31 protein-coding genes are annotated in these 26,664 nt (G+C 63.4%); 17 read left to right on the forward strand and 14 right to left on the reverse strand.

What is annotated here, in order from left to right:
* Positions 1–4: 4 nt before the first annotated feature.
* Together D9M09_RS14295 and D9M09_RS14300 are read left to right on the forward strand one after the other, a co-directional pair.
* The gene (locus D9M09_RS14295; RefSeq protein ID WP_121669651.1) at positions 5–1,474 is read left to right on the forward strand and encodes an efflux transporter outer membrane subunit; all 1,470 of its coding nucleotides are present in this window, start codon (positions 5–7) and stop codon (positions 1,472–1,474) included.
* A 135-nt stretch (positions 1,475–1,609) separates the two neighbouring features.
* Entirely contained in the window at positions 1,610–2,065 is a 456-nt protein-coding gene (locus D9M09_RS14300; protein WP_121669652.1) for a GNAT family N-acetyltransferase, read from the forward strand.
* On the opposite strand, the gene D9M09_RS14305 is transcribed toward D9M09_RS14300, so the two are convergent.
* Entirely contained in the window at positions 2,062–2,457 is a 396-nt protein-coding gene (locus D9M09_RS14305) for a winged helix-turn-helix transcriptional regulator (RefSeq protein WP_121671091.1), read from the reverse strand. The genes D9M09_RS14300 and D9M09_RS14305 overlap by 4 nt on opposite strands.
* Positions 2,458–2,619: 162 nt before the next feature.
* Between D9M09_RS14305 and D9M09_RS14310 the strand changes: the two genes are divergently transcribed.
* The 4 genes from D9M09_RS14310 (at position 2,620) to D9M09_RS14325 (ending at position 4,588) form a co-directional block, all read left to right on the forward strand.
* Entirely contained in the window at positions 2,620–3,192 is a 573-nt protein-coding gene (locus D9M09_RS14310) for an FMN-dependent NADH-azoreductase (RefSeq protein WP_121669653.1), read from the forward strand.
* A gap of 121 nt (positions 3,193–3,313) precedes the next feature.
* A complete protein-coding gene (locus D9M09_RS14315; RefSeq protein ID WP_121669654.1) occupies positions 3,314–3,601 on the forward strand; it encodes a putative quinol monooxygenase in 288 nt (95 codons plus the stop codon).
* Positions 3,602–3,725: 124 nt separating this feature from the next.
* Complete coding sequence (locus D9M09_RS14320; protein ID WP_230502814.1) at positions 3,726–4,253, forward strand: hypothetical protein; 528 nt, start codon at positions 3,726–3,728, stop codon at positions 4,251–4,253.
* Positions 4,253–4,588 carry a hypothetical protein gene (locus tag D9M09_RS14325; RefSeq protein WP_121669655.1) on the forward strand — a complete coding sequence of 112 codons (336 nt, stop codon included), beginning with the start codon at positions 4,253–4,255 and terminating at the stop codon, positions 4,586–4,588. The genes D9M09_RS14320 and D9M09_RS14325 overlap by 1 nt, the downstream gene beginning before the upstream one ends.
* Here the strand turns inward: D9M09_RS14325 and D9M09_RS29005 are convergent.
* Entirely contained in the window at positions 4,543–4,839 is a 297-nt protein-coding gene (locus tag D9M09_RS29005) for a hypothetical protein (RefSeq protein ID WP_162995683.1), read from the reverse strand. The genes D9M09_RS14325 and D9M09_RS29005 overlap by 46 nt on opposite strands.
* A 74-nt stretch (positions 4,840–4,913) precedes the next feature.
* On the reverse strand, positions 4,914–5,261 hold the full coding sequence (locus tag D9M09_RS29010; RefSeq protein WP_162995684.1) for a hypothetical protein: 348 nt from the start codon (positions 5,259–5,261) through the stop codon (positions 4,914–4,916).
* A 499-nt stretch (positions 5,262–5,760) separates the two neighbouring features.
* Between D9M09_RS29010 and D9M09_RS29015 the strand changes: the two genes are divergently transcribed.
* Positions 5,761–6,021, forward strand: coding sequence for a hypothetical protein (locus tag D9M09_RS29015; RefSeq protein ID WP_070312467.1), 261 nt, complete (start codon positions 5,761–5,763; stop codon positions 6,019–6,021).
* A 135-nt stretch (positions 6,022–6,156) separates the two neighbouring features.
* Here D9M09_RS29015 and D9M09_RS14330 read toward each other — a convergent pair whose 3' ends face one another.
* The 6 genes from D9M09_RS14330 to folE2 form a co-directional block, all read right to left on the reverse strand.
* The gene (locus D9M09_RS14330; protein ID WP_121669656.1) at positions 6,157–7,695 is read right to left on the reverse strand and encodes a cryptochrome/photolyase family protein; all 1,539 of its coding nucleotides are present in this window, start codon (positions 7,693–7,695) and stop codon (positions 6,157–6,159) included.
* Between the two features lie 31 nt (positions 7,696–7,726).
* A complete protein-coding gene (locus tag D9M09_RS14335) occupies positions 7,727–10,177 on the reverse strand; it encodes a penicillin-binding protein 1A (protein ID WP_121669657.1) in 2,451 nt (816 codons plus the stop codon).
* Positions 10,178–10,251: 74 nt separating this feature from the next.
* Complete coding sequence (locus D9M09_RS14340; RefSeq protein ID WP_121669658.1) at positions 10,252–10,647, reverse strand: hypothetical protein; 396 nt, start codon at positions 10,645–10,647, stop codon at positions 10,252–10,254.
* Complete coding sequence (blaOXA, locus tag D9M09_RS14345; protein WP_121669659.1) at positions 10,644–11,462, reverse strand: class D beta-lactamase; 819 nt, start codon at positions 11,460–11,462, stop codon at positions 10,644–10,646. The genes D9M09_RS14340 and blaOXA overlap by 4 nt, the downstream gene beginning before the upstream one ends.
* Before the next feature lie 86 nt (positions 11,463–11,548).
* The gene (locus D9M09_RS29020) at positions 11,549–11,716 is read right to left on the reverse strand and encodes a hypothetical protein (RefSeq protein WP_162995685.1); all 168 of its coding nucleotides are present in this window, start codon (positions 11,714–11,716) and stop codon (positions 11,549–11,551) included.
* A 33-nt stretch (positions 11,717–11,749) separates the two neighbouring features.
* Complete coding sequence (folE2, locus tag D9M09_RS14350) at positions 11,750–12,661, reverse strand: GTP cyclohydrolase FolE2 (protein ID WP_121669660.1); 912 nt, start codon at positions 12,659–12,661, stop codon at positions 11,750–11,752.
* A gap of 126 nt (positions 12,662–12,787) precedes the next feature.
* Here folE2 and D9M09_RS14355 point away from each other — a divergent pair, with 126 nt between their 5' ends.
* Genes D9M09_RS14355 through D9M09_RS14365 form a run of 3 tightly spaced genes read left to right on the forward strand, consistent with a single transcriptional unit; the run spans position 12,788 to position 13,869 of the window.
* Positions 12,788–13,120, forward strand: coding sequence for an ArsR/SmtB family transcription factor (locus D9M09_RS14355; protein WP_121669661.1), 333 nt, complete (start codon positions 12,788–12,790; stop codon positions 13,118–13,120).
* 21 nt (positions 13,121–13,141) lie between these two features.
* Complete coding sequence (locus D9M09_RS14360) at positions 13,142–13,399, forward strand: hypothetical protein (protein WP_121669662.1); 258 nt, start codon at positions 13,142–13,144, stop codon at positions 13,397–13,399.
* Between the two features lie 38 nt (positions 13,400–13,437).
* Entirely contained in the window at positions 13,438–13,869 is a 432-nt protein-coding gene (locus D9M09_RS14365) for a hypothetical protein (RefSeq protein ID WP_162995686.1), read from the forward strand.
* Here D9M09_RS14365 and alkB read toward each other — a convergent pair.
* Complete coding sequence (alkB, locus tag D9M09_RS14370; RefSeq protein WP_070218511.1) at positions 13,841–14,503, reverse strand: DNA oxidative demethylase AlkB; 663 nt, start codon at positions 14,501–14,503, stop codon at positions 13,841–13,843. The genes D9M09_RS14365 and alkB overlap by 29 nt on opposite strands.
* A gap of 83 nt (positions 14,504–14,586) precedes the next feature.
* On the opposite strand from alkB, the gene D9M09_RS14375 reads away from it, so the two are divergent.
* Positions 14,587–15,057 carry a heme-degrading domain-containing protein gene (locus tag D9M09_RS14375; protein WP_121669663.1) on the forward strand — a complete coding sequence of 157 codons (471 nt, stop codon included), beginning with the start codon at positions 14,587–14,589 and terminating at the stop codon, positions 15,055–15,057.
* Here D9M09_RS14375 and D9M09_RS14380 read toward each other — a convergent pair whose 3' ends face one another.
* The 3 genes from D9M09_RS14380 to D9M09_RS14390 are packed head-to-tail and all read right to left on the reverse strand — an operon-like array spanning position 15,058 to position 17,236.
* Entirely contained in the window at positions 15,058–15,750 is a 693-nt protein-coding gene (locus tag D9M09_RS14380) for an aspartate/glutamate racemase family protein (RefSeq protein ID WP_070218513.1), read from the reverse strand.
* Positions 15,751–15,765: 15 nt separating this feature from the next.
* Entirely contained in the window at positions 15,766–16,533 is a 768-nt protein-coding gene (locus D9M09_RS14385; RefSeq protein ID WP_121669664.1) for an SDR family NAD(P)-dependent oxidoreductase, read from the reverse strand.
* On the reverse strand, positions 16,508–17,236 hold the full coding sequence (locus D9M09_RS14390) for a GntR family transcriptional regulator (RefSeq protein WP_121669665.1): 729 nt from the start codon (positions 17,234–17,236) through the stop codon (positions 16,508–16,510). The genes D9M09_RS14385 and D9M09_RS14390 overlap by 26 nt, the downstream gene beginning before the upstream one ends.
* Positions 17,237–17,379: 143 nt before the next feature.
* Here D9M09_RS14390 and D9M09_RS14395 point away from each other — a divergent pair, with 143 nt between their 5' ends.
* Together D9M09_RS14395 and D9M09_RS14400 are read left to right on the forward strand one after the other, a co-directional pair.
* Entirely contained in the window at positions 17,380–17,820 is a 441-nt protein-coding gene (locus D9M09_RS14395) for an acyl-CoA thioesterase (protein ID WP_121669666.1), read from the forward strand.
* A gap of 151 nt (positions 17,821–17,971) precedes the next feature.
* The gene (locus D9M09_RS14400) at positions 17,972–19,336 is read left to right on the forward strand and encodes an amino acid permease (RefSeq protein ID WP_121669667.1); all 1,365 of its coding nucleotides are present in this window, start codon (positions 17,972–17,974) and stop codon (positions 19,334–19,336) included.
* A gap of 88 nt (positions 19,337–19,424) precedes the next feature.
* On the opposite strand, the gene D9M09_RS14405 is transcribed toward D9M09_RS14400, so the two are convergent.
* Complete coding sequence (locus D9M09_RS14405) at positions 19,425–21,032, reverse strand: hypothetical protein (protein ID WP_121669668.1); 1,608 nt, start codon at positions 21,030–21,032, stop codon at positions 19,425–19,427.
* 423 nt (positions 21,033–21,455) lie between these two features.
* On the opposite strand from D9M09_RS14405, the gene D9M09_RS14410 reads away from it, so the two are divergent.
* From D9M09_RS14410 to D9M09_RS14425, 4 genes are all read left to right on the forward strand, one after another.
* The gene (locus tag D9M09_RS14410) at positions 21,456–23,168 is read left to right on the forward strand and encodes a methyl-accepting chemotaxis protein (protein WP_162995687.1); all 1,713 of its coding nucleotides are present in this window, start codon (positions 21,456–21,458) and stop codon (positions 23,166–23,168) included.
* A 24-nt stretch (positions 23,169–23,192) separates the two neighbouring features.
* A complete protein-coding gene (gene cysC, locus D9M09_RS14415) occupies positions 23,193–23,822 on the forward strand; it encodes an adenylyl-sulfate kinase (RefSeq protein ID WP_070218576.1) in 630 nt (209 codons plus the stop codon).
* A gap of 33 nt (positions 23,823–23,855) precedes the next feature.
* On the forward strand, positions 23,856–24,974 hold the full coding sequence (locus D9M09_RS14420; protein WP_121669669.1) for a sulfotransferase family protein: 1,119 nt from the start codon (positions 23,856–23,858) through the stop codon (positions 24,972–24,974).
* 327 nt (positions 24,975–25,301) lie between these two features.
* Positions 25,302–26,642 (forward strand): sensor domain-containing protein, encoded by a 1,341-nt coding sequence (locus D9M09_RS14425; protein ID WP_121669670.1) that lies wholly within the window; start codon positions 25,302–25,304, stop codon positions 26,640–26,642.
* Positions 26,643–26,664 lie beyond the last annotated feature (22 nt).

Here is a 26,664-nt window from a genome sequence, read left to right on the forward strand (position 1 = left end):
CACCATGCCACTGCCACGCCTGCGCCTCCCCTTTCTGCTGATCGCCGCCGGCCTGGCCGCCACCGGCTGCACTGCTGGCCTGGACTACCGCCGGCCCGAAGCGCCGCTAGCGGCGCAGTATCTGCACCAGGCGGCGCTCGGCGCGCGCCAGGACGCGGACGCTGCCGAACTGCGGCAGTGGTGGACAGCGTTCGGCGATCCGCGCCTGACCCGTCTGGTAACGGTGGCGCTGGCGCAAAACCTCGACCTGGAGCAGGCGCAGGCCAGGGTCAGGCAGGCGCGCGCCGCCACCGGGGCGGCAGACGCCGCGCTGCTGCCGTCGGCCAGCATTGGCGGTCAGGCGGCGCGCGCCTACCAGTCGGTGCAAACGCCGCTGGGCAAGGTCTTGAACGCCACGCCAGGCCATGACCGCGCCGGCAGCGCGCGGGAATTGAACCTGCAGGCGTCGTGGGAACTCGACCTGTTCGGCGGCCTGCGCCGCGAACGTGAAGCGGCGCGCGCCGATTACGAGGCCAGCGAGGCTGGATGGGCCGCAACGCGCCTGGCCGTGGCGGCGCAAACGGCGGACCTTTACCTGTCCATCCAGGGCCTGCAGGCGCGGCTCGACCTCGCACGCCGGCAGGTCGACACCGACGCGGCGCTGCTGGAACTCGCCACGCTGCTATACGACAAGGGATTGGCGAACGAGCCGGCCCTGCGGCAGGCCGAAGCATCGCTGGCGCAGGCGAGCGCCGCCGTGCCCGGCCTGGACACGGCGCGCGAGGTGGCGCTGCATGCGCTCGACGTGATGCTGGGCGCGGCCCCCGGCACCTACGGCGATGAAATGGCCGCCGCCGGCGTGATGGCGCGCGCGCCGCGTATCACGGCCGGCGGCTCGCCAGGCGAACTGCTGCGGCGCCGGCCCGACCTGATCGCCGCCGAGCGGCGCCTCGCCGCGGCCAGCGCGCGCACCGGCGCGGCCGTTGCCGAGTACTACCCGAAATTCAATTTTGGCGCCTTGTTTGGCAGCGCCACGGCCGGCGGCGCCCTGTTCGGCAGCGGCTCCGGCCAGGCCGCCGGCATGCTGGGCCTGCGCTGGCGCCTGTTCGATTTCGGCCGCATCGATGCGCAGATCGAGGCTTCGCGTGGCCAGGAAGCCGAGCTGCTGGCGGCCTACCGGCTCGCCGCGCTGCATGCTGCCGAAGACGTGGAAAACGCCTGCTCGGCTCTGCTGCGCCATGAAGAACAGGCCAATTTACTGGCGCATGGCGTAGAGGCGCTTGAGCGCGCCCGCGACGCTTCGCTGGCAGCCTACGAGAAAGGCGTCACCAGCCGGCTTGATGTACTGCAGGCCGATACGAGGCTGCTGCGTGCAAGGGACGCGCGCACGCAGGCGCAAACGGCGTCGGCGCGCGCGGCAGTCGCCGCCTACCGGGCGCTGGGCGGCGGCTGGCAGGCGCCGCAGGCCGGGGCCGAGGCGGTCGCTGCCAGGTAAATGTGATGGCGGCCCGAGCCACAGCCGCCGTGCCCTCGGTGTTCCACCGCCGTTTGATACGGGTGGTGGAACAGTATTGCCAATTGAGTAATTTTTCCCCATACTGCCAGGCATTGCCCTTCATTGCCGTCCACTATGCTTATCAGCCTGCGCCCCGTCACCGTCGACAATTTCGACCTCGTCAGCGACTTGCCCCTGTTGCCCCAGCAGCGCGACTACCTGGCCAGCAACGACTATTCCATCGCGCAAGCGAGCTTCCATCCCACCATCCTGCATACGCGCGCCGTGTATGGCGACGAGGAAGTGATCGGCTTCCTGATGTTCGTCTCGCCCGACGCCGACGACCCGCCCGGCCACTACCAGATCTGGCGCTTCATGATCGACCACCGGCGCCAGGGGCAAGGCCATGGCCGCGCCGCCCTCGCCCTGGCGCTGGCGGAAATCCGCGCCCGCCCGGATGCGCGCAGCATCGAAATCTGCTACAAGCCCGGTAATACCAACGCGAAACAGTTCTATGCCAGCATGGGTTTCGTGGAAAAAGGCATGGACGCGGATGGCAATGACATGCTGGCCGTGATCGAACTAAGCTAGCTGCCTGGCGTCGCGCCCGCATCGGACCTGGCATCGAACGCCAGCCGCGCCGCATCGATGGCGTCGCGGTGGCCGTAGGCCCAGGCGCCCAGCGCGCTGATGGGAATCAATAGCGAACGCCCCAGGTCCGTCAGCGCATAGTCGACGCGCGGCGGCACGGTGGGAAACACGGTGCGCGTGACGAGACCGTCGCGTTCAAGACCGCGCAGGGTCAAAGTCAGCATGCGCTGCGAAATGCCGCCGATCAGGCGGCGCATCTCGTTGAAGCGCTTGGTGCCATTGCCCAGCAACATCACCACCATCACGCTCCATTTGTCGCCCACGCGGGTCAGGATATCCGTGATCGGGCGGCACGAGTCCGCCACGCCCGCATGGCCACCGTGGTCGCGCATGCGCTTTTCCAGCTCGGCCCCGCGCGCGGCCACCTCGCCCATAGTCACATCCGTGTGCCCCAGTGTGGAAAAAGTGCCTTCTTGTGCGTTCATTTGATAGTCACTATATTTAACCCGGTTACAAAAACATACCACCCGATCATACCATCCAAGAAGGCATATATGAACATCCTGCATATCGATTCCAGCGTCCTCGGCGAGCACTCCGTCAGCCGCCAATTGAGCGCCGCCATCGCCGCCCGCCTGCAAGCGGCCGCGCCCGGCGCCACCGTCCACTACCGCGACCTGGCCGCCCAGCCCTTGCCGCAATTTACGGCCGCCCCCGGCGCCGCCGAGGGGGAAATCCTTGCCGCCGCGCTGGAGCAAGTACTGGCCGCCGACATCATCGTCATCGGCGCGCCCATGTACAACTTCGCCATCCCCAGCCAGCTCAAATCGTGGCTCGATGCGCTGGCCGTGCCCGGCAAGACCTTCCAGTACGGCGCCAATGGCCCGGAAGGCTTGCTGGGAGCCAAGCGCGTGATCATCGCCTCGACGCGCGGCGGCTACTACGGCGCCGACACGCCGATGGCCGCCCTGGAACACCAGGAAAGCCATCTGCGCGCCTTCCTCGGCTTTCTCGGCATCCAGCAGATCGAGATCGTGCGCGCCGAAGGCGTCAAGGTCAGCGACGCGGCCAGGATGCAGGCCATGACGGCGGCCTTCGAGCAGATCGGCGCGCTGCAGGCGGCGTAGGTTCAGCTTGATTCTCTGGCTGCGGCGGAAACTGTTTCGGCGCAGCCAGACTGGGCATGGCGGACAAGAAAGGGCAAGATGCGCTAAGCTGCATCCGCCCCACCACTTTACAAGGACCACCATGACCCTGACCGTCGTCGCCACCATCGATGCCCAACCTCAACATATCGACGCCGTGCGCGCCGCCCTGGAAGCCGTCGTGCCGCCGAGCCGCGCGGAAAGCGGCTGCCTGCGCTACGAACTGCACCTCGACAACAAGATTCCCACGCGCTTCATCATGCTGGAAGAATGGACGAACAACGCGGCCCTGACGGCGCACTACGCGATGCCCCACTTCCATGCACTCGTGGCCGCCACCGAGGGCAAGGTCGTCAAGATCGACGTGGCGGAATTGAGCAAGCTGAAGTAACAAGCGGCGCGCTGCGCAAGCGCGCGGCCATCTTGGCAAGTTACCATCTATAATATGGCAACTTTTCTTTATGGCCATCATGATTCCATTTTCCTGCCTACGCGGCGCTACAGCGGCAGCCGCCTTGACTCTCTGCGCCGGCGCCTTCGCCCAAGCGCCCCTTCCCCTGACCAAGCTGGTGGGCGAATACAATCTGCTCTCGTCGAAGACCGTGCCGCCCAGTAACTGGGGCTATTCCAAGGGACGCATCTCGGTCAAGCAACTCGATGAGCATCACCTGCTGATCGTCCTGTCCTGCGAGTGGAAACGCGAGCCGAAGGCCGTCTGCGGCGATTATTTCTACGCCCAGCAGCGCGACGATGGCCTGTACCTGCAGGACATGAACACGTTTGCCATGCGCCTGTACTTCGATCCCGCCACGCGCAAGCTCACCATCATTTCGCGCGGCGCCGACGCCAAGCAAAGCGTGCGCCACGAAGTGTTCGGCACGACGACCGAACCGCTGGTCGATACCGCCCTCGTGCGGCGCATGAAGCGCGAGCAATCGAATGCCGACAGCAAGGAAAACCGGCGCGTGTTCGGCCCCTACACCAAGTGGACCTACCAGGAAAACCGCATCGAATTCCAGCGCCAGGACTTGACGGCGCCGTGATGCAACGGCTGAGCCAGCCCCTGCGGCGCCAGCTGCTGCGCGTCGCCGGCGTCCTGCTGTGCTCGCCCGTGCTTGCGCGCGCGGTAGACAACGACCTGCCCCGCGCCGTGCGCCAGCGCATCCTGTCCACACTAGACTCTCTGCTGCCCAAGGTGCTCAATGTGCACCATCTGGCGCTGATGCGGCGTTTCAATATCGGCTGGTCGCCCGTGGAAAGCGGCGGCCGCACGCCATGCAAGCAGGAGTCTGTTCCAGCGATGAACCGGCACAGCAGCTTATTCCCGTGCTGTCAATCCGATTCGGCGCCTGTCTCGCTCATCCTCGATGGGGGATGATGGGCAGGCCCTTTTTCGAGTCCGATCATTTTGGGCGGCGATGGATCTTTTCTGCGCTCGCAGACCAATACGCGCAATGCGACAGATAGCGGCACGCCATTTGTATGCAGGTATTTTGCTGCCACGGCAGTGCCAAGCATTTCCTGAAAAATAATCGCCACATCAATTTTTTGTGCTGTCAATGCATCGATCCGCCTGGGATGATCCGGTTCCACCTGCACGGGGCCGCCGATGTAATTTTTAGTCACCATGTCAATTCATGTCAAGTAGAGGGACAAGCACCGCATGCTCCCGCTTCGGGCTACCGCAATTCGGCAGGCCGCCTTTATTGATACTCTTCCGGTCTCTTGCGTATCTCCGCCCTTACTCTGTGCATACGGCTTCGCACTGTTCCCATTCGGTACGCCATCTTTATCGCAATTTCGCCATCGCCCATACCTTCATCCTCACGCAACAATAATGCCTTTCCCAGGGAAGGCAGGAAATGGGCGATAAAAAGAACGATGTTTATTCCAGTTTCCATTGCACCGAAAATCTCTTCTTCATGAAAAATATTCAACGCATCAATTGCACAATCTACGCCACCAATTAAACCATCAGAACCTGATTTAATTCTGCCGGCATTACAATAATGGGCTTTATAGCATTCACGGCCATTAACAATCTGAACCATACCATCAATATATTTCTCACGATGAATATATTGGCGCGGAAAATATCGTATGCGGATACGCCATCTGCTTTACGGCACCTCAAATATCTCTTCGGCACCCGCACAAAAAATTTTCCAAAAATAACTTTCATTTCCCATGAGCATGCATCACTCACCGAAGCCAGAGTTGAGCCATATCCTAACAGCAAGAATACCTCCTCAAATTAATACGCAGAAAACATTGATTTATATCAATATAAGAAATACAAGATAATAAATATTGCAAAACATATAAACACATATCCATCGAGAAACAATTAACCTGAAACTGTTCCTGCGATGTGCAAAAATAACGCCACTCCATAGTTGAACTTTAATTTATTAAAAATAATAAATATTTCTTTATGGAAAAATTTTTATAATGCCGTCTTCTTTGTTACATTCGCCTTCGTGCGCGATGGAAATTTTTTATGTAGTAATATTTAAAAAAATTTCAAAGCATTTTGGGTGAGCATTTCCAATGACAAAAAAGACAAGCACTTCATACGTCATCGAGTTTACGCAACGAACGACGCGAGTGTTGAGGTCGCTCAATGTGAAGTCTGGAAGAGTGAAGATTGATATCAAAGATACGGCGATGCCGTTCGACACGCGAATAGTCGATGCCTGGGTCAGCATCGAAGACGGAGTCCTGTGGCTGGAGCATGAAACGGGAGAAGACTATACGGTGAGAATCAGGCTTGCCACAGTGCTGCGCTGGTCACGTCAACCAAAATGGTAGGCAGCCTGCCGCCACCGCTCGGCAGTTTTTCGGGCCTTGCCCGCTACCGTTTCCCATAACATGAGGAAATCCTGAGTCCCGGCTCCATCGTCCGGTTGGACATCCACCGTGGGAAACAGACCACATTGCCCTGCGTTACAAGGAATCGAGCCTGGCCAGCATCGTGGCCGCCTGCTGCCGGAAAGCGGCGACTGTTTCCTCGTCCATTTTTTCCAGCTGGCGATACGCCATGCCGATGCGGGGATTGTGCTCCAGCGTGGCCGCGTTGCGGTGGAAAAAATCCCAGTACAGGGCATTGAAGGGGCAGGCGCGCTCGCCGATGCGCGCCTTCTTGTCGTAATGGCATCCCTTGCAATAATCGCCCATGCGGTCGATATACGCGGCGCTGGAGACATACGGCTTGGTGGCCAACAGGCCGCCGTCGGCGAACTGGCTCATGCCGACGGTATTGGGCAGTTCCACCCATTCGAAGGCGTCGATGTAAATGCCCAGGTACCAGCCGTGGACCCTCGCCGGATCGAGGCCGGCCAGCAGCGCGAAGTTGCCGATCACCATCAGGCGCTGGATGTGGTGCGCGTGCGCCTGTTCCAGCGACTGCGTGATCGCCTGCGACAAACAATGCATCTTCGTCTTGCCGTCCCAGAACCAGGAGGGCAGCGCACGCGCATGGCCAAAGAAATTCTTTTCCGCATAACCGGGCATCTGCGCCCAGTAGACGCCGCGCACATATTCGCGCCAGCCCAGGATCTGGCGGATGAAGCCCTCGACCGCGGCCAGGGGAGCGTGGCCGGCGTAATAGGCGGCCTGCACCCTGTCGACGACTTCGCGCGGGTTCAGCATTTTCACGTTCAGCGCGAACGACAGCAGGGAGTGGAACAGGCGCCAGGCCTTGCTGCTCATGGCATCCTGAAAATCGCCAAAATGCGGCAAGGCCCGCTCGATGAAGGCATCGAGCTGCTGCAGCGCCTCATCCCGGTTCAGCGCCCAGGCCAGCCGGTCCGCACGGGGCGCGCCGAAGCTCTTCACGCCGGCGGCGACGATGCTTTCCCATAGACGGGAATGGTCATGCACGGTGCGCGGGTCTTGCGGCTCGGCGGGCGTGCCGCGCCAGGGCTTGCGGTTATCGTGATCGAAATTCCACTGGCCGCCGACGGGTTTTTTCGCGTCTTCCATCAACACCTGATGCGTGCCGCGCATCTGGCGGTAGAAAAACTCCATCAGCCATTGCTTGCGCCCGGCGAAAATATCGGCCGCCTCGTTGCGGGCCGTATAGAAATGCTCGCTGTCGACCATCAACCACGGGATGGCCGAGCGTCGTCCGGCCTGGTAGAGCTGCTGGTCGAGGCGCCACTCGTCGGGCGCCTGGTACTCGACGGCGCCGGCGTCATAGTGGCGAATCAGCGCTTCGATATTCTCTGGTATCGAGCGCGTGCTGGCCACGTCGTCGATGGCGATGTAATGCACGGTGTGGTCCGCTTCGCGCAGCTGGCGCGCAAAGTCGCGCATGGCAGCGAAGATGGCCAGGATTTTCTGCGCATGGTGCAGCACATAATCGGTTTCTTGCCGCACTTCCATCAAGACATAGATGGTGGCGTCATCGACGTCGGTAAACCAGCGGTGCTGCGTATTGAGCTGGTCACCGAGGATCAGGCGCAAGGTGGGCTTCGGTGTCATTATTGTCCTGTATCAAATAACATCGTGGCCGCTAGCCTTGCGGCATTGGCTGCGGCGCCGGGACGGGCGCGGGAGCCGGTTCCGGCACCGCCTTGCCATGCGCTTCCTGCCCGCCCTCTTCCGCCGGCACGGCCAGCGGCGCGGGCGGCGCGCCTTCCTGCAACAGATCGCCCGGCTCTTCCACCGGTTCATCCTGCGGTTCCTCGACGGGTTCCACGTGGCGCAGCGGTGGTGGCGGCTTGCCGCCGGGGAAGATGGCGTCGCGCGCGATCTTGCCCGTGTCGAGCGCCGTCTTGAAGAAGTCGCCCACCACCAGCACGGCGTTGTGGCCGCCCTGGCCCCAGTAATTGCTGCGCATGGTGACGCGCGCGTCGTTGAAACCCACCCAGGCGCCGCCGACGAGTTCCGGGTGCATCAGGATGAACCAGCCGTCCGCATTGTTTTGCGTGGTGCCGCTCTTGCCGGCCACGTCGGAACGGATGCCGAAGCGGCTGCGGATGGCCGTGCCCGTGCCCCGGTCGATGACGCCGCGCATCATGTCCGTCAGGGTGGCGGCCGATTCGGCCCGCATGGCGCGCTTGGGCTTGTCTTCGCCGAAGCGGGCGATGACCTTGCCTTCGCGGTCGGTGATGTGCGTGACGACGAACGGCAGACGGGCCTCGCCCTGGGCCGCGATGCTGGCGTAGGCGTTGACCATTTCCAGCAAGGTGACGGGACTGGTGCCCAACGCCAAGGACGGCACTTTTTCCAGCTTGCTGTCGCGGATGCCGAGCGCGCGCGCCAGCTTGATGATCGACGGCAAGCCGACGTCCTGCATCACCTGCGCCGTGATGGTGTTTTTCGAGTAGACGAGGCCGTCGCGCATGGTCATGTCGCGGCCCGTCGTGCCGCTCATGTCCGTCGGGCGCCATTTGGTGCCGTCGGCCGCCTTGATGTCCATCACGGCATCACGGTAGACGTGGTCAGGGCTGAGTCCCTTTTCCAGCGCCGCGCCATACACGATGGGCTTGAAGGTGGAACCGGGCTGGCGCGCCGCCTGCGACACGTGATCGAATTGCTCGCGCGCAAAGTCGCGGCTGCCCACCCAGGCGCGCACGGCGCCCGTGGCCGGGTCCATGGCCGCAAAGCCCGCTTCCAGCCGCGTCTTCGACTTGCGCAGGGCCGCCATGAAGGCGCGGTCGCCCTTCAGCTGCGCCAGCGCCGTTTCGGGCATGCCGCCGGCCGCCGTCAGCTTGCGGTAGTCGGCGGACTCGCGCACGAAGGCGTCCAGCAGCGCCGGATGCGATTTCCAGAAATAATCGAAGGGCACGCTGCCGCCCTGCATGCCCGCGTACATGCCCGTCGACGTGGACGACGGCACGCCGGCGCGGCTCCATTCCACGTCGGCGATCGCCTGCAAGGCATTCGCCTGGCGCTCGACGGCGCGTTCGGCCGCCTGCTGCAAATCATGGTCGAGCGTGGTGTGCACCACCAGCGCATCGAGTTCCAGGTTGTAGTCGTTCTCGTCGGCCCAGTCGATCAGCCACTTGCGCACATAGGCCGTGAAATGGCTGTCCGACTGCGCCCGCTCGCTCTGGCGCTCGAAATGCAGGCGCAATGGTCGCTTGATCAGCTGCTTGTAGCGCGCCTCGTCGATGACGTCGTGCTTGCGCATCTGGCCCAGCACCACGTTGCGCCGCTGCAGGGAGCGTTCGGGATTGCCGACGGGATTGTAGTAATTCGTCCCCTTGAGCATGCCGACAAGGGTGGCGCTTTCCAGGATGTCGAGGCGCGCGGCGGGTTTGTCGAAATACGTGCGGGCCGCCATTTCGATGCCGTAGGTGTTGTACAGGAAGGGAACCGTGTTCAGGTAGGCTTCCAGGATTTCCGTCTTGCTGTAGGTGGCCTCGATTTTCAGGGCCGTGATCAATTCCTTGAGCTTGCGGTTCAGGTTGCGCGAGCGGCCGATTTCCTCGGGAAACATATTGCGCGCCAGCTGCTGCGTGATGGTGGAACCGCCTTGCGGGTTGCCCCCTGCCGTATGCAGAATGGCGCCGGCCGTGCGCGTGAAGTCGATGCCGTGGTGTTCGTAGAAACGGTGGTCTTCCGTCGAGATCAGCGCACTGATCACGTTCGGCGAAATCTGCTTTAACGTGACCCGCTCCTGCAAGCCCTGGTCGAAGCGGGCAAGTTCCTTGCCATCGGCGCTGACCATGGTGGTCGGCGCGGCCGCGCGCGCCTGGCGCAAGTCGTGGATGCTCGGTGTCAGGGGGATCAGCAACAGCATGTACAGGATCACCAGCGCCAGCAGGGCCAGAAACGACCATAAGGCCAGCACCAGCGCACGCCGCACGGGCGGCAAGGTCATCAAGTGCGCGTGGCCGCGCCGGTACAGCGCCACTGCCTTGATCCACGCCACTCCCGCCACGCGCACTGCCTGCGCGCGCGCCCGTATGAACGCCTGCCGTGCTTTTTCCTGAAACTGCTCCATGCCTGATGCCATGCTTGTAACCTTGTCTGATGCCGGGGAATCCGTTTCAGCAAGTATATAGGGCGGGCAACAAAGCGGGCCGGAATTTACGCCAGGCAAGCATCGAGGCGCGCCAAGGTGACGCCGACATACGCGCCCACGCAGCGCCCGTCATGCGTCGTAAACGGGTTTTCCAGCTGTAGCAGGCCGCAATCGCAGACGACGGGATCGACCTGGGTCACGATGCCGAGCGCCAGGTAGCGCCAGCCATCGAGGCGCACCAGGCGCTTTTCCCGGCCAGGATTGGCGCGGAAGATGGCGTCCCATTCATCGATTTCGCTGGCCATGGGCCACAGTTCGAGCTGGACTTGCGTGCCGGCGGCCAGTTGCCCGCCGCCGAACTCGTCCATCACGTGCAGGCGCTGGCCGCCCACCTCGATGACGGCTTCCAGGTACTCGCCCTCGGTAGCGATGAAGGTGGCGGCGACGATGCTGGCCGTCACTTCTGCGCCTGCTCCAGCAGGGCCGGCAATTCCTTCAGCATGGCCTCGCGCGTGCGCAAGCCTGCGGACTGCTGGCCCTTCTGCTCATCCTGCACCAGGCGCGCGAACACGATGCTGCGCCCGCCCTTGCTGGCCCAGCCCACGAACCAGCCGTAGCCATGCGCTTCGTCAAAGCTGCCGTCAGGCTTGCGCGGGAAGGCGGCGCCCGTCTTGCCATGCACTTGCCAGCCGCCCACGTCCGCCAGGCGCGTCAGGCGTCGCGTCTGCTCCATGGCCTGCTTGGTGACGGGCAATTGATCGTTGACCAGTTTGCGCAGGAAACCCAGCTGTTCCAGCGGAGAGATCTTCAGCGAAGAGCTGATCCACGAGCGTTCCAGGCTGTTATCCTTGCCCGGGTCGCCCGAGACGTCCGCATTGCCGTAGCGCAAAGCCTTGGCGTATTTCTGGAAGCGCTCGGCGCCCAGCGCCTGCGTGATCTGCTGCGAATACCAGACCACCGAGTACTGCATCCAGCGCGACGGGTCCGTATCCTGGCGCCACGCTTCGCCGCCCCAGTCCACATAGCCCTGGCGGAATGGCAAGCTGGGCTTGTGCTCGTCCTTGAGGAAGCCGGCGTCATAGCCCATCAGGCTGAGCGCGATCTTGAACGTGGACGCGGGGGTAACGCGGTCGATGCAATTGCCCTCCTGCAGCAGGACGGCGCCTGTCCTGGCATCGGCCATGGCGGTGCAGACGGTGGCGGAATGGGCTTGCGAGCCGGCCAGGACGGCGCCTGTCAGGCCGAGGATAAACTGGAACAATGCGCGATATTTCATGGGACTCCGGGGCTGAGGGAGAATGACAAAGCGAAATTGTACCGGGCGGCGCGGCGCGATGCCAGCGCTGATGCAGTGCATGCGCATTAGCGCCCCGCCGGCGCGCCCGGCTGGCCTTCCCGCTTCAAATGTTCCTCTTCCAGCTCGTCCATGCCCAGTTTTTCCTCGTCGATCAGCGCATGCTCGCGCCGCTCGCGCTCCAGTTCCTCTTCCAGGCTGTCTTCGCCCGGCTCCTGCGTGATGTTCTCCGGCATGCGGTCTTCCTCCACGGTGGTTGAGTGAAAAGCTCAGGCAAGCTGGCCCGCCTGCGCCACGGCATCGTGCGGATGCAGGCTTTCCATATGCCGTACGGTAACACGCGGCTGCGCATAATGCGGCGCCAGTGCCGCCTGCACGCGGCGGGCCGCGTCTTCCACGTACATCAGATTAGCACCATTCAAGCGCGCAAACGCCTGTTCGTCGGCCCGTTTCACGGCCGTCTGCAGGGGCGTCGCCAGCGCCGCTTCCACCCGATCGATCAGGGGAAACAGGCCCAGCTCGGCCTGCTCCGTCAATGGCACGGTCACCGTCGCCGTGCTGCGCTGGCTGTGCGGCGTGGCCAGGCTCGCGTGTTCCTGCAGCCAGTCGCGCGCGGCCGCGCCGTCGATGCCGCCTTTGCCGAACTGCGCCGCAAACGCGTCGGCCAGCAATTGCCGCGCCAGCGCCGCCGAGCACGGACAGGTCGACGAGTAGCCGATCTCCACCGTCAGGGACAGGGCAAAACCCTGCGGAGAAACACTGGCCTGCAGGCGCACGGGATACGATTTCCATCCCGCCAGCCCCGCCGTCAGCAGCGCCGGCCGGCGCAGCAGCACGGGAAACGCCAGCGCGATGCGCGCCTGCGTGCTGCCGCAGTCGGCGTGACTGTCCACCATGCGCCGCAACACGGCGGCCAGGGCGCCCGCATCGAGCGGCTGCGCGGCGGCAAAGGCATCGAGCAGCAGATACAGGCGCGACATATGGATGCCCTTCACGCGCGGAGCGGGCAGATCGACATGCACGTCGGCCCACGCATGCACTTGCTGCGCCTGCCCGCCCTCTTCCAGCCACAGCGGCAAGGCGATGCCCTGCATGCCGACCCATTCCAATGGCAAAGGGTGGCCCAGATGGGGGCCGGCCGCCACGTCGGGCAGGGGCGAAGAAAGGGAATCGCGCTTCATGTCATGGCTCCATATGCAAACAAGTTGCATATCATGGAGAAAATGCGCCGCATTTGCAAGTATCTTGCATTAAAACGGCGAATGATTTATCTTGACTCGCTAACACATGTCAGATAATGTTGACACATGACAGATACAAATACAGTCCATCCCACCGGCGACCGCTTGCTGGCCATGCTGGCGGCGCTCGACAATCCGCACCGGCTGCGCATCATCGCAGCCCTGGCCAACGGCGGGCGCAACTACATCAGCCAGCTGGCGCGCGACCTGGGCATCAGCCGGCCCCTGCTGCATTTGCACCTGCAAAAGCTGGAACACGCGGGACTCGTCACCAGCCAGCTGGAACTGTCGCATGACGGCAAGGCCCTTAATTACTTCGAAGCCAGCCCATTTGAATTGCTGCTGACGCCGGCCAGCATCGCCGCCGCGGCGTCCTCGCTCACCCCCAACGCCGATTAATCCTGAACTGTAGAGGTCATCATGTCTGAAAATGTCTTTTTCGCCGCCTTCTTCTTCCCCTGCACGGCCGCCGTCATCATCTTCGCCCTCAAATATACGTCCGGCATCGTGCAGGCGCGCGCCCGGCTGGCGCAGGACGGCGCCTACCAGGAGCTGGCCAGGTCCATGGCCGCCGCGCAGGCGGAAACGGCCGTTTCGCTGGCCGCGCTAAACGCTTCCGTGGCGCAGATCCAGGCGCGCCTGGGCAGCCTGGAAACGATACTCAAAGAAGTCGAGTAAACCCTTTCATAGCCACCCCACGACCAGGAGACCGCACCATGAATACCGTATCGACCGCCCGTCTGTATGCGCTGCGCGCCATGTATCTGCTGGTTGTCCTGGGCCTCGGCAGCGTGCTGTGGCCCGGCATCGTCACGCCGCACGCGCCGTGGGAACTGGCGCGGGGCACCGTCAACTGCATGCTGGCCGCGTTTTCGCTGCTATGTTTGCTGGGCTTGCGCTATCCGCTGCAGATGCTGCCCCTGCTGCTGTGGGAGGCGCTGTGGAAGACCATCTGGCTGCTGCTCGTGCCGCTGCCGCAATGGCTGAACGGCCAGATCGATCCCGCCACCGCGGCAACCGCGTTTGAATGCGCGTTCGTGGTGCTGGTCTACCTGGCCATTCCGTGGCGCCATGTGCATGCGCACTACATCGTCAAGCCGGCCACGCCGTGGCGCCAGCTCAGGCAGCCTTGCGAAACGTCAAATTGATGCGCTGCGCGCCCAGCAGCGCGTGTTCGCCCTCCTTCAGCGGCGCCACGCCGTGGAAGCGCAGGCGGTCGGCGCCGCCCCACACGACCACGTCGCCGTGCAGCAGCGCGATGCGCGCCGCCTTGTCGCTGCGCTCGGCGCCGCCGAACAAAAAGGTGGCGGGCAAACCGAGCGAGACGGAAACGATGGGCGCGTTGAAATCGCATTCGTCGCGGTCCTGGTGCAGGGCCATGCGCGCACCGGGCGCATAGCGGTTGACCAGGCAGGCGTCGGGCGTGAAGCCCGGATAGCCGGCCGCCAGCGCCGCTTGCTGCGCCAGGCACAGGAACACGGGCGGCATGGGCGGCCAGGGTACACCGCTGGCGGGATCGAGCCGCGCATAGCGGTAGCCGCGCCCATCCGTGACCCAGCCCAGGGGGCCGCAATTGCTCATGGCCACGGACATGCGCAAACCGCCCGGCGTGGCCATGTGGCGCAGGGGCGCGGCCAGCACGATGGCGTCCAGCGCCGGCAGCAGCTCGGGCAGATACGGCAGCGCAAAACGGCGCAGCAGGACCGACGCGGACGAGCCGGGCACCAGCGGCACCGGTCCGGTCGGGACGTCGTCTTCATCGGCAAACAGGGTCAGGTTCATGCCGCCTATTTTAGCCGCATTACACAAAAAGCCCCCACGGTGCGCTACAGTAGCGCTTCCAGCCACTACCACCCGCCTCCACGATGGATCATTACGCCGATTTGCTGCACACCCTGGCGCAGCAGGAAGAAACCCTGCAATTCGAACGCTTCGACAACGATGCGGCGCTGGCCGTGGGCCTGTGGATCGTCGAGGAAGTGCGCAAGCGGGGCAAGGCCGTCACCGTCAACATCACGCGCAATGGCCAGGTCCTGTTCCACCACGCCATGACAGGCGCCACGGCGGACCAGGCGGACTGGATACGCCGCAAAAACAACACGGTGCAGCGCTTTTGCCGCAGCTCCTACTACATGGGCATCTCGTATAAAAGCCGCGGCAGCACCTTCGAAGACGTGAAGTACCTCGATGACATCGAATACGCGGGCCACGGCGGCGCCTTCCCCCTGCTGATACGCGGCGTGGGACTGGTCGGCACGGTCACCGTGTCCGGCCTGGCGCAGGCGGACGATCACGCGCTGGTGGTGGCGGCCCTGCAGGCGCAGCTGGACAAATAGTCAGGCGTCCAGCGCCCGGCGCAAGGCGGCGCGCGCCAGCAAGCGCGTGGAATCGAGCGTCGGCAGCGGCGAATTGGCGTCGCCGATGATCAGCGGGATTTCCGTGCAGCCAAGGATGACGGCGTCGCAGCCCTGCTCACGCAAGCCGGCGATGACGGCCTGGAAGCGGGTGACGCTTTTCGGCCGGATCACGCCCGGCACCAGTTCTTCCATGATGATGCGGTTGATTTCGCTGCGCTCGTCTTCGCCCGGCCGCACACAATCGATGCCGCGCGCGGCCAGCCTGTCCGGATACACGGCGCTGTCGACCAGCCAGCGCGTGCCCGTCAATCCCACGCGCTGGTAGCCGCGCGCGGCCGCCTCGCTGGCCACCACATCGGCGATATGCAGCCAGGGCAGCGGCGAGCGGGGTGCCACCAGCGCGAATGCCTGGTGGATGGTGTTGTCGGGGCAGATCAGGAAATCGGCGCCCGCCGCGGCAAGCTTGTGCGCCGACGCCAGCATCAGTTCGGCCACGCCGGCCAGGTCGCCTGCATTCAGGCAAGCCACATAGCGCGCCAGCGGCGGCGTATGCAGCGTCACTTCCGGATGTTCATACGCTCCCAGCGCATGCGCGCCCTCTTCGCAAATCGTGCGGTAGCACAGGGCCGCGCCTTCGGCCGAGCAGCCGACGATGCCGATATGTTTGCTCATGATCTTCCTCCTGGATTAAATACGCTGGCCGCCGTCGATGGGAATTTCCGCGCCCGTGATGTACGAGGCGCGCTCGCTGCACAGGAACTCCACCAGATCCGCCACTTCGGCCGTCGTGCCCAGGCGGCGCAGGGGGATTTGCGTGTCGACGATGTGCGAGGTGCCCGGCGACAGAATCGCCGTGTCGATCTCGCCCGGCGCGATGGCATTCACGCGCACGTTCAGCGGCGCCATGTCGTTGGCCATCTCACGCGTTAGCGAGGCCAGCGCCGCCTTCGAGCTGGCGTAGGCGGAGCCGGCGAACGGGTGCACTCGATAGCCGGCGATCGAGCACAGGTTCACGACGGCGCCGTGCGCGTTCGACAGTTCCTGCGCAAAGCCGCGCGTCAGGGCCAGCGGCGCAAAGAAATTCGTGTTGTACATTTCCTGCCAGGTCTGCATGTCGGTCGTCAGCGAATTGACGCGCGAACCGCCCGGCCCCTTCGGCGACACGCCCGCGTTGTTCACCAGCGCGTGCAATTTCGAGTCGCCCAGCATGGGGCGCAGGGTGTCGACCATCTGCCCGATCTGGCTCAGGTCCGACAGATCCATGCACACATGCGTGTTGTGCTCCTGGCTGCGCGGGCAGCCGCCCGGAATCGGGCTGCGCGAGACGGTGATCACGCGCCAGCCCAGGCTGCGGAAGCGCTCGGCCACGGCGTGGCCGATGCCGCGGCTGGCGCCCGTGACGATGGCCGTTTTCTGTTCAATCTTCTGTTCAGTCTGGTACGTGTTCTGCGTCATGTGCTTCCTTGTCTAGTTGTGTTGCACCGGCATGGATGCGCTCCTGGCGCATCACATACGCCAGCATCTGCGTGCCGCCGTCGAGAATGTCCTGTTCGATGGCGCGCCGCGCAGCCGCCCCGTCGCGCTGGCGCAGCGCGGCGATGATGGCGTGGTGGTGGCCGACGCGCATGTCGGGCGAAAAGCTGGCGTAGCCGGCGGCGATCAGGGGCGCCGTCTGCATCCACAGGTGGTCGATGAAGCGTTTTAACGTCGGCATGCCGGCCGCCTGCGACAGGCCCAGGTGAAACGCCTGGTTGCATTGCAGGGCCGCCGGCAGGTCGTGCCGCGCAATCGCCTCTTCGTTCGCCTGCAGCAGGCGCTCGAGGTCGGCCAGGGTGGCGGCGTCGATGCGCTGCGCCGCCTCGAACGCGCCCAGCCCTTCCAGCTCGAGCCGCAGCGCGCGGATTTCCAGGTAGCGCGCCACGCTGAGCACGGGCACGCGAAAGTCGCGCGGCGAGCGCAGCACCAGCGCCTCTTCCTGCACCAGCTGCAGCATGGCGTCGCGCACGGGCGTGACGCTGGTGCCGAGCTGCAGCGCCAGTTCGCGGATGCGCAGCCGCTCATTCGGCTGGTAGCGTCCGGCCGCCAGCGCCTCGCGCAGCATCGCGTACACGGACTTGCCCAGGTTGACGTGCTGCAGACTGTCCAATTGGTGCTTCATGCGTATTTTTGATCTTTTGAAATTATGATGCATCATACATCAATGTGAAAAACAGTGTTTTTCCAGACGTGCGCCGCAGACAGGAAACAAGCAAACACCGCAAGCACGTACAATCAGCCGCCACCGCATCGAAAGGAGCGCTCTTGAACTGGGATTATCCGCACGCCCACACCCTGCCCGTCACGCCCGAACCGGGCGACATCGACGGCTTGCAGCACACCAACAATGCCGTCTATGTACGCTGGTGCGAGCATATCGCCTGGCACCACTCGGCCACCCTGGGGCTGGACCTCGACGATTACCGGCGCCTGGACCGTGCCATGGCGATCCGCCGCGGCGAATACGACTACCTGCTGCCGACCCGGGCCGGCGAAGCGCTGACCCTGGCCACCTGGCTGTGCGCCAGCGATGGGCGTTCCAGCATGGAACGGCGCTTCCAGCTGGTCCGCGACAGCGATGGCGCCACCGTCGTGCGCGGACGCTGGGACTTGATCTGCATCGAATTGAGCAGCGGCCGCGCGCGCCGCCTGCCGCCCGAGTTTTTGGCCGTGTATGAACCGGCCATCGTCGCGGCCGCCGCGTAAAGCGTCGCCCGGGCCGCCGTTTTGCGCGCCGTTCGGCGAAGATGCGGGGCTTTTCTTGCGCCTTCGCAGTGCAACATGCATTTCGCTCCTGCTTTGCCCGTGCATGCTTTAGAATCAGCGACCTCAGCCCCGTAAAAACAGGATAAAACATATGACGGCAGTCGGGAGTACCGAACCACAAGAGCTCAAGCGCGGCCTGAAAAGCCGCCACATCCAGCTCATCGCCCTGGGCGGCGCCATCGGCACCGGCCTGTTTCTGGGCATCGCGCAAACCATCAAGATGGCCGGCCCTTCCGTGCTGCTCGGCTATGGCATTGCCGGCGTCATCGCCTTTCTGATCATGCGCCAGCTGGGCGAGATGGTGGTCGACGAACCCGTCGCCGGCTCCTTCAGCTACTTTGCCGACAAATACTGCGGCCACCTGCCCGGCTTTTTGTCGGGCTGGAACTACTGGGTGCTGTATGTGCTCGTCAGCATGGCCGAGCTGACGGCCGTCGGAATCTACGTGCAGTACTGGTGGCCCGGCGTGCCGACCTGGGTCTCGGCACTGATCTTCTTTTGCGCCATCAACGCCATCAGTTTGCTCAATGTCAAAGCGTTTGGCGAGATGGAATTCTGGTTCGCCATCATCAAGGTGGTCGCCATCATCGGCATGATCGTCTTCGGCGCGTATCTGCTCGCTTCCGGCGACGCGGGGCCGCAGGCGTCCGTGGCCAACCTGTGGCAGCACGGCGGCTTTTTCCCGAATGGCTGGCAGGGGCTGGTGATGGCCATGGCCGTCATCATGTTCTCGTTCGGCGGCCTGGAGCTGGTAGGCATCACGGCGGCCGAGGCGGATGATCCGAGCACGACGATTCCGCGCGCCACCAACCAGGCCATCTACCGTATCCTGATCTTTTACATCGGCGCGCTCGGCATCCTGCTGTCGCTGTACCCGTGGCAAAACGTCGTCACCGGCGGCAGCCCTTTTGTCCTGATCTTCCATGCGCTCGACAGCAACCTGGTGGCCACGGCCCTGAACGTGGTGGTGCTGACGGCGGCACTCTCCGTCTACAACAGCGGCGTGTACTGCAACACGCGCATGCTGTTCGGCCTGGCCAAGCAAGGCAATGCGCCGCGCGCGCTGCTGCACCTGAACCGCCGCGGCGTGCCGCTGGTGGCGCTGGGCGTGTCCGCGCTGGCGACGGGCGCCTGCGTGGTGGTCAATTACTTCATGCCGGGCGAAGCGTTCGAAGTGCTGATGGGCCTTGTCGTGTCGGCGCTGATCATCAACTGGGCCATGATCAGCTGGATCCATTTGCGTTTCCGCGCGCAAAAGAAGGCCGAGGGCAAGACGACCCTGTTCCAGAGCCTGGGCTACCCGTTTACCAACTACCTGTGCCTGGTGTTCCTGGCCGGCATCCTGGTGATCATGTACCTGACGCCGGGCCTGCGCATCTCCGTCTACCTGATTCCCGTGTGGCTGGCCGCGCTGGGCGTCGGCTACTGGATCAAGCAAAACAAGGCCAAGGCATAGGCTGTTTTGCGCCGCATCCAGCCAAGCAACAAGCAAGCAAAAAGCCCGTCTTCGCAGACGGGCTTTTTGCATGGACGCGCGGTCATGTCTACGCGACGGCGGCTCCGCCCTCTTCCGGCTGTGCATCGGTTCGCCACATGCTGACGGTCTGACCCGCATACGATTGCAGCAGCACATCGTCGCTCAAGGTCAGCATCGCCTGCTGGCGCTGCTCCGCCTTCTTCTCGGGCGTCATGCCGAGCTCTCCGGTCCGGTACGGTCCCAGCACGGGCAGCAAATCGCGCAGCACGGAATAATTGCCTGGTATGGTCTTGTCCGATTCCAGCTTGGCCAGGAAATACTTCATGACATGCTCGGACTGCTTGCCCTCCTGCCGCAAGCTCGCCTTCACCATCTTGCCATCCTTGTAGGCCACCTGCGCATCGCTGCTGGCCGTATCCTCGATCTGATGATACGTATAGTTCTGCGATTCCGTGCTGTCCGTCAGGCGCAGCGGCACGCCGGGGACGAGGGTCTCATGGAAGCTGGCGCTCAGCTTCGATTGCTGCTGCTGTCTGACTGACCGCTCGTCCTGACTGGCGCCGGCCTGCAGCGTCTTTTGCGACACTTCATAATTGAAGCCATCCTTTTCCGAACTGCGCATGGGATTGCTGAATTTCACGGCCTGCGATACGGAGGCGCTGAAATCGGCCAGCCCCGTCAGGATGGACTTGTCCTCGGCCGCCAGGCGCCACTTGCCCGTCTCGGGTGTGTCCGTGGCCGCTTGCGGCGCGGCGGTATTGCTGTGCAGGGCCGTAAAGCTATCCTTGAGCATGGCCACCAGGCCGGCGTCGCCGTGGCCGCGCGACGCCGCCTGGTCGAACTGCTTCATGTAGCTGCCCAGCGCCTTGGCTTGCCGTTCGCGACTGCCCAGGGTATTGAGTTGGCTGGCGTCGACCTTCAGGTCCAGGGAGCCGGCCACGCCGCTGAAGCTGACCTGGCGCTGCGCGCCATCTGCCTGGAAATCCAGGGTTTGCACGCCCTCTATCTCGCCGCGCACCTTGACTTCCGCATGCAGTTTCACCGACGCCAGCAACTGCTGGTCGAACTGCATCAAGCCTTCCAGCTTGATTTTCGGCGTATCCCGTCCCATGCCATCGATGGCGTCCTGAAAACCCTTCGCCAGGTCACCCAGGGCGCTGGCTTCAGCGTCGCTGAGGTCGCCACTGGTCGTCATGCTCACGGCCAGGCCGTCGCCCTGGCTGTCGAGCGACAGCTTGACTTCCACGCCGCTTTTGGTCGTGATGCTGAGGGTAACCTTGTCTTCGCCATTGCCATGCAGGCTGCCCGGCGCGATGCCGGACGCCGCATAGACATTCGGCGTGGTGCTCGGCGGCGGCTGCCGCATCGCCTGCGAGAAATTGTAGTTGCCCAGCTTGGCCTGCCCCAGCATGGCCGCGCCCAGGCCGCTGAAGCGGCCGCCAAACGCATGCGAAGAGAAGCTCTTTGTCATCGCCTCGCTCACCTTGTTGCGCGTCGCGCTTTCCCATATCGTCGGCGAAGGCAGCAGCTGCGCGACGGCTTGCGTCGCCCCGATGTCAACAATGGAGGACGGGCTCGGCGCCGGAGACGGCGCGGCATCCGCTTTGGTGGCAGCGGCATTGAGCGCGCGTGAGGGACTTGGATTCCAGCTCGGGATCGAGGAGACGGAGGTCATGGGTCTTATGCCTTGCTAAACGAAGATGGGTGGTTAGGTAAAGTATGCATAACTTTCATTTTTTGATAACTGGTAGCCGTCGAGTACTGCCATGTTTTCTCAGAGCAAGGGATGGGTCGCATCTCAAGCGCTAAGCAGACACTGCTATAACGACGTGAAATGTGAAATCATGAGCGCAAAGGAGCATGAAAATTTTTCATTCTTGATACAAATCATGCTCCGCCGCCATACCAGCGTTCGCAGGTGTTCGCCATCTAACTCAATTTGAACAGTTGCCACAAGTAAATTTCTACTGTTGCTCAAATGCTGAAAGTGACGAAGTGTGATATTTCGCCCGCCCGCAATCAATATGATCGCTGAGTGCTTCGTGATAAAGCTGCATATGCTTATTCGGAACCGCAAGCACGGCCTTAAGGAGGCAATATGAAATTTATGCACTTAACCATCGCCAAGCGGCTCGGCATGGGCTTTGGCCTGGTCGCCCTGTTCCTGTTGCTGGTCATCGCGCTGGGGCTCACCAGCATGCGACAAATCCAGGACCGCATGGATGAAGCAACCAAGGTCAACAACGTCGAAACCAGGCTGGCCCAGACTATGGACTTGACAGTGACCGAGCGGGCGCTGGCGCTGCGCAATCTGATTTTGCTGAAGGAGGAGAAGGAGATCCAGATCGAGGTCGCGCGCATCGCCGAGCAGGAAAAAAAATACGCCGCTGCCCAGCAAAAGCTGGGGGAAATGTTCGCCAAACTGGAAGGCACCTCGAGCGAAGAAAAAAGCCTGCTCGAACAGATCCGCACACAAAGCGACCTGGCGGCGCCCTTCATTCAGCGGGCCGCCGCGCTGGCGCTGGAGCACAAGCAGGACGATGCCTACAAACTGCTGCGCTATGAATTCCGCCCCGTGCAAAAGCGCTGGTGGGAATTGCTGCGCACCTTGATCGCCGTCGAGGAAAAGCAGAATAACGAGGCTTCCAGCATGGCCGAGGCGGCCTACAGCCAGGCGCGCCTGGTGATGCTGAGCATAGGCTCGCTGGCCCTCATCACCAGCCTGCTGGCCGCCGTGCTGATCACGCGCAGCGTGACGCGCCAACTCGGTTGCGAGCCCGACGAAGCGGCGGCGATCGCCGGGCAGATTGCCAGCGGCAACCTGGCCGTGCCCATTCATACCCGCCCCGGCGACACGCACAGCCTGCTGCACGCCATGCAATCGATGCGCGACAGCCTGGCGCAGATCGTCCAGCAAGTTCACGCCAGCACCGAGACCATCGCCACAGCGGCAGGCCAGATCGCCATGGGCAACCTGGACTTGTCTTCGCGCACGGAACAGCAGGCCAGTACGCTGGAGCAAACCGCTTCATCCATGGAAGAACTAACCAGCACCGTGCGCATCAACACCGACCATGCACGCCAGGCCAACGGGCTGGTCGAATCGGCCTCCAATGTCGCCACCAAGGGCGGCGCCGTGGTGGCGCAGGTGGTCGACACCATGGCGGCCATCGATGTCTCGGCGCGCAAGATCGTCGACATCATCGCCGTCATCGACGGCATCGCCTTCCAGACGAATATCCTGGCGCTGAACGCGGCGGTCGAGGCGGCCCGTGCCGGGGAACAGGGGCGCGGCTTTGCCGTGGTGGCCACCGAGGTGCGCAATCTGGCGCAGCGCTCGGCCGCCGCAGCCAAGGAAATCAAGGACCTGATCGGCGACTCGGTCGACAAGGTCCAGGCCGGCAACCGGCTGGTCGAACAGGCAGGATCGACCATGCACGAGGTGGTCGCCAGCGTCAAGCGCGTCACCGGCATCATGTCTGAAATGATGTCCGCCAGCCAGGAACAATCCGCTGGCATCGAGCAAATCAATATGGCCGTGACGCAAATGGACAATGTGACGCAGCAAAATGCGGCACTGGTCGAAGAAGCCGCCGCCGCAGCGCAAGCGATGCAGGAACAGGTCAACAGCCTGAACGATGTCGTCAGCGTCTTCCGCGTGGGCAACATCGCTGGCGGCCGCGATGCGGGACTGCGCCTGGTCAGCCGTCAGCCACCGCCGCCGGCGGCGGTGCGGCGCGCGCCCGCCACGGCAAAGCCGGCCCGTCCGGCCGTCGCCAAGCCCAGCGAAATCGAGTGGGAACAGTTTTAAGCCGGCAACGGGGGAGTGGCACACGTGGGTAAACTGGAACAGATCGCCGCTGCGGGCGAAGTGGTAGCGACGCACATCTTCCCGCATGCAAGCCATATCGGCAAGGAACAACGGGGCCTGCTGGCCGGTCAGCAAGGCGCGACGCTGTGGCTGACCGGCCTGAGCGGCGCAGGCAAGTCGACGCTGGCGTACGCGCTGGAAAGGCGGCTGCTGGCCGAGGGTCACCTGAGCTGCGTGCTCGACGGCGACAATATGCGGCACCACCTGAATGGAGACCTGGGTTTCTCTCCCCGCGACCGCCAGGAAAACATCCGCCGCAGCGCCGTCGTGGCCAGGCTGATGAACGATGCCGGCATGATGGTCATCTGCGCCTTCATCTCGCCGCTGCGCAGCGACCGAGAGATGGCGCGCCAGATCATCGGCAGCGACAATTTTATCGAAGCCTATATCAGCACGCCGAGCGCGCTATGCGAGGAACGCGACCCCAAGGGACTGTACAAAAAAGCGCGAGCCGGACTGATCCCTGCATTTACGGGCGTCTCCGCGCCCTACGAGGCACCGCTGGCGCCGGCGCTTATGCTGGACACGGGCGTGCTGTCGCTGGAACAGGCCTGCGAGCGGCTGTTCCAGCAACTGTGCCCGCACTTCATCTGATGCCGCGCGGCCACCTTTTCGAGGAATGATGAGATGATCAGCAGCCACCATCCCGGCCAAGGCGCGCGCCCGCGCCCCGTCATGATGATCCCCTTGCGCCGCTGCGGCAGCCATGCCCTGCGCCTGCGCCTGAACCTGTCGCCGCAGTTTTATTCGCCGTATCCACTGCACCTGGTTGACATGATGCCGCTGCTGCCCCTGTACGGCGACTTGCGCGATGACCGCGCCTACTTTCGCCTGGTGGTCGATGTGGTGGGCCTGACGGCGGCCAGCATGGTCAAGTGGCCGGAGGTCGTCTTCGATCCGGTGGAAGTGTTCGAGACGCTGCGCGGCCAGCCGCGCAGCATCCACCGCGTGGCGTGGGAGCTGCTGCTGCGCGCAGGCGAACGCCGCCAGGCGCAGGTGGTGATGGACAAGTCGCTCGACAGCGTGCACTACGCCGACGACATCGTGCGGCTATATCCCGACATGCTGTTCCTGAACGTGGTGCGCGATCCGCGCGCGCAAGTGGCGTCGATGAACCGCGCCATCATCCACGATTTCGACACGCTGCTCAATGCCAGGACCTGGCTGGCCGCCCATGCGGCAGCCGACCATGTCGTGCAACGCTATCCGCGGCGCGTGCTGACGATACGCTATGAAGATTTCCTGTCGCGGCAACAAGAGACGCTGGAAACGGTATGTCATTTTCTCGGCATCGCCTTCCTGCCGCAAATGCTGGACGTGGCCGCGTCGGCGGAGGCGCGACAAATCGCGCAGTTGTCATCGCTCTGGTCGGCCAACTGCCATGCGCCGATCGCGGCCAACATCGACAAATTCAGGCAGCAGCTATCGGACGATGACATCAACCTCATCGAAACGCTCACCGGCCCGTATATGGACCGCTACGGCTACGCGCGCCTGAGCCGCGGCGACGCCAACATCACGCCGGCGCTGATCGAACTGGCCGGCAAGCGCTCGGCGCAAGGACGCGAGCGCGCCTGGCACGCCTTGGAACAGGATAACTTCCGCGATTACGTGCTGCGCCGCTGCCGCGCCGACTATCTGGCCCAGCTGCATGCACGGCTCAGCCAGGCCAGCGGCGCGCAGGGCAGCAGCACCATCGTCACGCTGGATCAACTCGACCAGGGCGCGTTTGCCGTCAGCGACTAACACCTATCAAAACCTACTGCGCGTCGTAATTTGCGGTCTGCGATGCTCACTGCCTCGGCGGCCCCGTACTTCGTACAGTTGCGCTTCTCAACCGCAACTTCCTTCCGCTCGCTACGGTTTTGTCAGGTGTTGTAAGCGCCTGGCCATCGCCTGCCCCAGGCTGCGCTCCTGCGTCTGAATGCGACTTTTTGACCGGATACCTCCCCCGCAACGACAAGCATCAGCATGCCGCCGCTGCCGGCCCGACAAGCCATGATCAATGCTCTTTGTTTTCTAAAAACAACAATTTCAATATCGATCGGCAATGTCCACTAGAATGGTGGGCATATGAAACATATGATTAGCGCGCCGGTCGCCAGTTTCACCGATTTGCTGCTTGACGCCGTGTGCATGGTTGACGTGGACGGGCGCTTCGTGTTCGTCAGCGCCGCTTGCGAACGCATCTTCGGCTACACGCAGCAGGAAATGATCGGCAAGCTCATGCTCGACATGGTCGCCCCCGCCGACCGCGCCCGCACCCTGGCCGCCGCGCGCGCCATCATGGATGGCCATGCGCAGACGCACTTTGAAAACCGCTACCTGCGCAAGGATGGCAGCCTGGCCCACATCATGTGGTCGGCCCGCTGGTCCGCCGCCGACCAGCTGCGCGTGGCCGTGGCGCGCGACATCACCTTGCTGAAACAGGCGCAGGCAAAGCAGGCCGCGCTGTACGCCATTTCCGAAGCCATGCAGGCGACGCAGGACTTGCCCGCCTTGCTGTACCGCATACAGCACATCATCGGCGAGCACTTGCCTGCGCGCAGCCTGACCTTGCTGCTGCAGGACGAACACGGCGCACAGCCTTTGATGACCTGCCATGCCGGCGACAGCGCGCCGCAGCCGACGCCGTCCCTGGCCAGCCTGCTGTGCGACGAAGTCCTGCGCAGCGGCCGTCCCTTGCTGCTGCAGGCGGGACAACTGGCCGGCCTGCCGCCGGCGCTGCAAACGGCGGCTGGCGCCCTGTCCTCGTGCTGGCTTGCCGTGCCCCTGTATTCCTCGCTGGGCAGCATCGGCGCGCTGGCCTTGCAAGGCGGCCAGGATGCCGTCATTGGCACGGCGCAAGACCAGGATTTGCTGCAATTTGTCGCAAAGCAACTAGCGACCGCCATCGAGCGCCGGCAGTTGCAGACGCAAATGCAGTTCATGGCCATGCACGATGAACTGACCCGTTTGCCGAACCGCCGCCTGTTCCACGACCGCCTGCACACGGCGTTCGCGCGCGCGCACCGCCAGGAAGGCCGGCTGTCGCTGCTGTTCCTGGACTTGAACAACTTCAAGCGCGTCAACGATGACCACGGCCATGCCTGTGGCGACCTGCTGCTGCAAACGGTGGCGAACCGCCTGCGCGATTGCATGCGCGAAACCGACACCTTGGCCAGGATGGGCGGCGATGAATTCGTCGTGCTCCTGGAAAGCAATGTCACACCGGCCGATGTCAGCCTGATCGAGCAAAAGATCCACGCGGCCCTGGCCGCGCCGCTGCACCTGGGTAACGGACAGCAATTGCGGATCACCGTCAGCATCGGCGTGGCCCACTATCCGGAAGACGGCGATACCATGCAACTGCTGTTGCGCCATGCGGACCGGGCCATGTATGCATCGAAGATGCTTGCCGCCGCCTCGCGCTAGCCTGCCCTGGCGACAGTACCCG

It is taken from the genome of Janthinobacterium agaricidamnosum (assembly GCF_003667705.1).
Classification (GTDB): Bacteria; Pseudomonadota; Gammaproteobacteria; order Burkholderiales; family Burkholderiaceae_D; genus Janthinobacterium.

Bases quoted from the DNA above. Each gene is read 5' to 3' on its own strand.
- D9M09_RS14380 (WP_070218513.1), bottom strand. From the start codon at position 15,750: ATGAGCAAACATATCGGCATCGTCGGCTGCTCGGCCGAAGGCGCGGCC.
- D9M09_RS14355 (WP_121669661.1), top strand. From the start codon at position 12,788: ATGACAGATACAAATACAGTCCATCCCACCGGCGACCGCTTGCTGGCC.
- D9M09_RS29010 (WP_162995684.1), bottom strand. From the start codon at position 5,261: ATGGTTCAGATTGTTAATGGCCGTGAATGCTATAAAGCCCATTATTGT.
- D9M09_RS29015 (WP_070312467.1), top strand. From the start codon at position 5,761: ATGACAAAAAAGACAAGCACTTCATACGTCATCGAGTTTACGCAACGA.
- D9M09_RS14425 (WP_121669670.1), top strand. From the start codon at position 25,302: ATGAAACATATGATTAGCGCGCCGGTCGCCAGTTTCACCGATTTGCTG.
- D9M09_RS14410 (WP_162995687.1), top strand. From the start codon at position 21,456: ATGAAATTTATGCACTTAACCATCGCCAAGCGGCTCGGCATGGGCTTT.
- D9M09_RS14390 (WP_121669665.1), bottom strand. From the start codon at position 17,236: ATGAAGCACCAATTGGACAGTCTGCAGCACGTCAACCTGGGCAAGTCC.
- D9M09_RS14325 (WP_121669655.1), top strand. From the start codon at position 4,253: ATGCAACGGCTGAGCCAGCCCCTGCGGCGCCAGCTGCTGCGCGTCGCC.
- D9M09_RS14335 (WP_121669657.1), bottom strand. From the start codon at position 10,177: ATGGCATCAGGCATGGAGCAGTTTCAGGAAAAAGCACGGCAGGCGTTC.
- D9M09_RS14305 (WP_121671091.1), bottom strand. From the start codon at position 2,457: ATGCGCGACCACGGTGGCCATGCGGGCGTGGCGGACTCGTGCCGCCCG.
- D9M09_RS14315 (WP_121669654.1), top strand. From the start codon at position 3,314: ATGACCCTGACCGTCGTCGCCACCATCGATGCCCAACCTCAACATATC.
- D9M09_RS14405 (WP_121669668.1), bottom strand. From the start codon at position 21,032: ATGACCTCCGTCTCCTCGATCCCGAGCTGGAATCCAAGTCCCTCACGC.
- D9M09_RS14420 (WP_121669669.1), top strand. From the start codon at position 23,856: ATGATCAGCAGCCACCATCCCGGCCAAGGCGCGCGCCCGCGCCCCGTC.
- D9M09_RS14385 (WP_121669664.1), bottom strand. From the start codon at position 16,533: ATGACGCAGAACACGTACCAGACTGAACAGAAGATTGAACAGAAAACG.
- D9M09_RS14400 (WP_121669667.1), top strand. From the start codon at position 17,972: ATGACGGCAGTCGGGAGTACCGAACCACAAGAGCTCAAGCGCGGCCTG.
- D9M09_RS14330 (WP_121669656.1), bottom strand. From the start codon at position 7,695: ATGACACCGAAGCCCACCTTGCGCCTGATCCTCGGTGACCAGCTCAAT.
- D9M09_RS29020 (WP_162995685.1), bottom strand. From the start codon at position 11,716: ATGCCGGAGAACATCACGCAGGAGCCGGGCGAAGACAGCCTGGAAGAG.
- D9M09_RS14300 (WP_121669652.1), top strand. From the start codon at position 1,610: ATGCTTATCAGCCTGCGCCCCGTCACCGTCGACAATTTCGACCTCGTC.
- D9M09_RS14295 (WP_121669651.1), top strand. From the start codon at position 5: ATGCCACTGCCACGCCTGCGCCTCCCCTTTCTGCTGATCGCCGCCGGC.
- folE2 (WP_121669660.1), bottom strand. From the start codon at position 12,661: ATGAAGCGCGATTCCCTTTCTTCGCCCCTGCCCGACGTGGCGGCCGGC.
- D9M09_RS29005 (WP_162995683.1), bottom strand. From the start codon at position 4,839: ATGGTGACTAAAAATTACATCGGCGGCCCCGTGCAGGTGGAACCGGAT.
- blaOXA (WP_121669659.1), bottom strand. From the start codon at position 11,462: ATGAAATATCGCGCATTGTTCCAGTTTATCCTCGGCCTGACAGGCGCC.
- D9M09_RS14310 (WP_121669653.1), top strand. From the start codon at position 2,620: ATGAACATCCTGCATATCGATTCCAGCGTCCTCGGCGAGCACTCCGTC.
- D9M09_RS14365 (WP_162995686.1), top strand. From the start codon at position 13,438: ATGAATACCGTATCGACCGCCCGTCTGTATGCGCTGCGCGCCATGTAT.
- alkB (WP_070218511.1), bottom strand. From the start codon at position 14,503: ATGAACCTGACCCTGTTTGCCGATGAAGACGACGTCCCGACCGGACCG.
- D9M09_RS14375 (WP_121669663.1), top strand. From the start codon at position 14,587: ATGGATCATTACGCCGATTTGCTGCACACCCTGGCGCAGCAGGAAGAA.
- D9M09_RS14360 (WP_121669662.1), top strand. From the start codon at position 13,142: ATGTCTGAAAATGTCTTTTTCGCCGCCTTCTTCTTCCCCTGCACGGCC.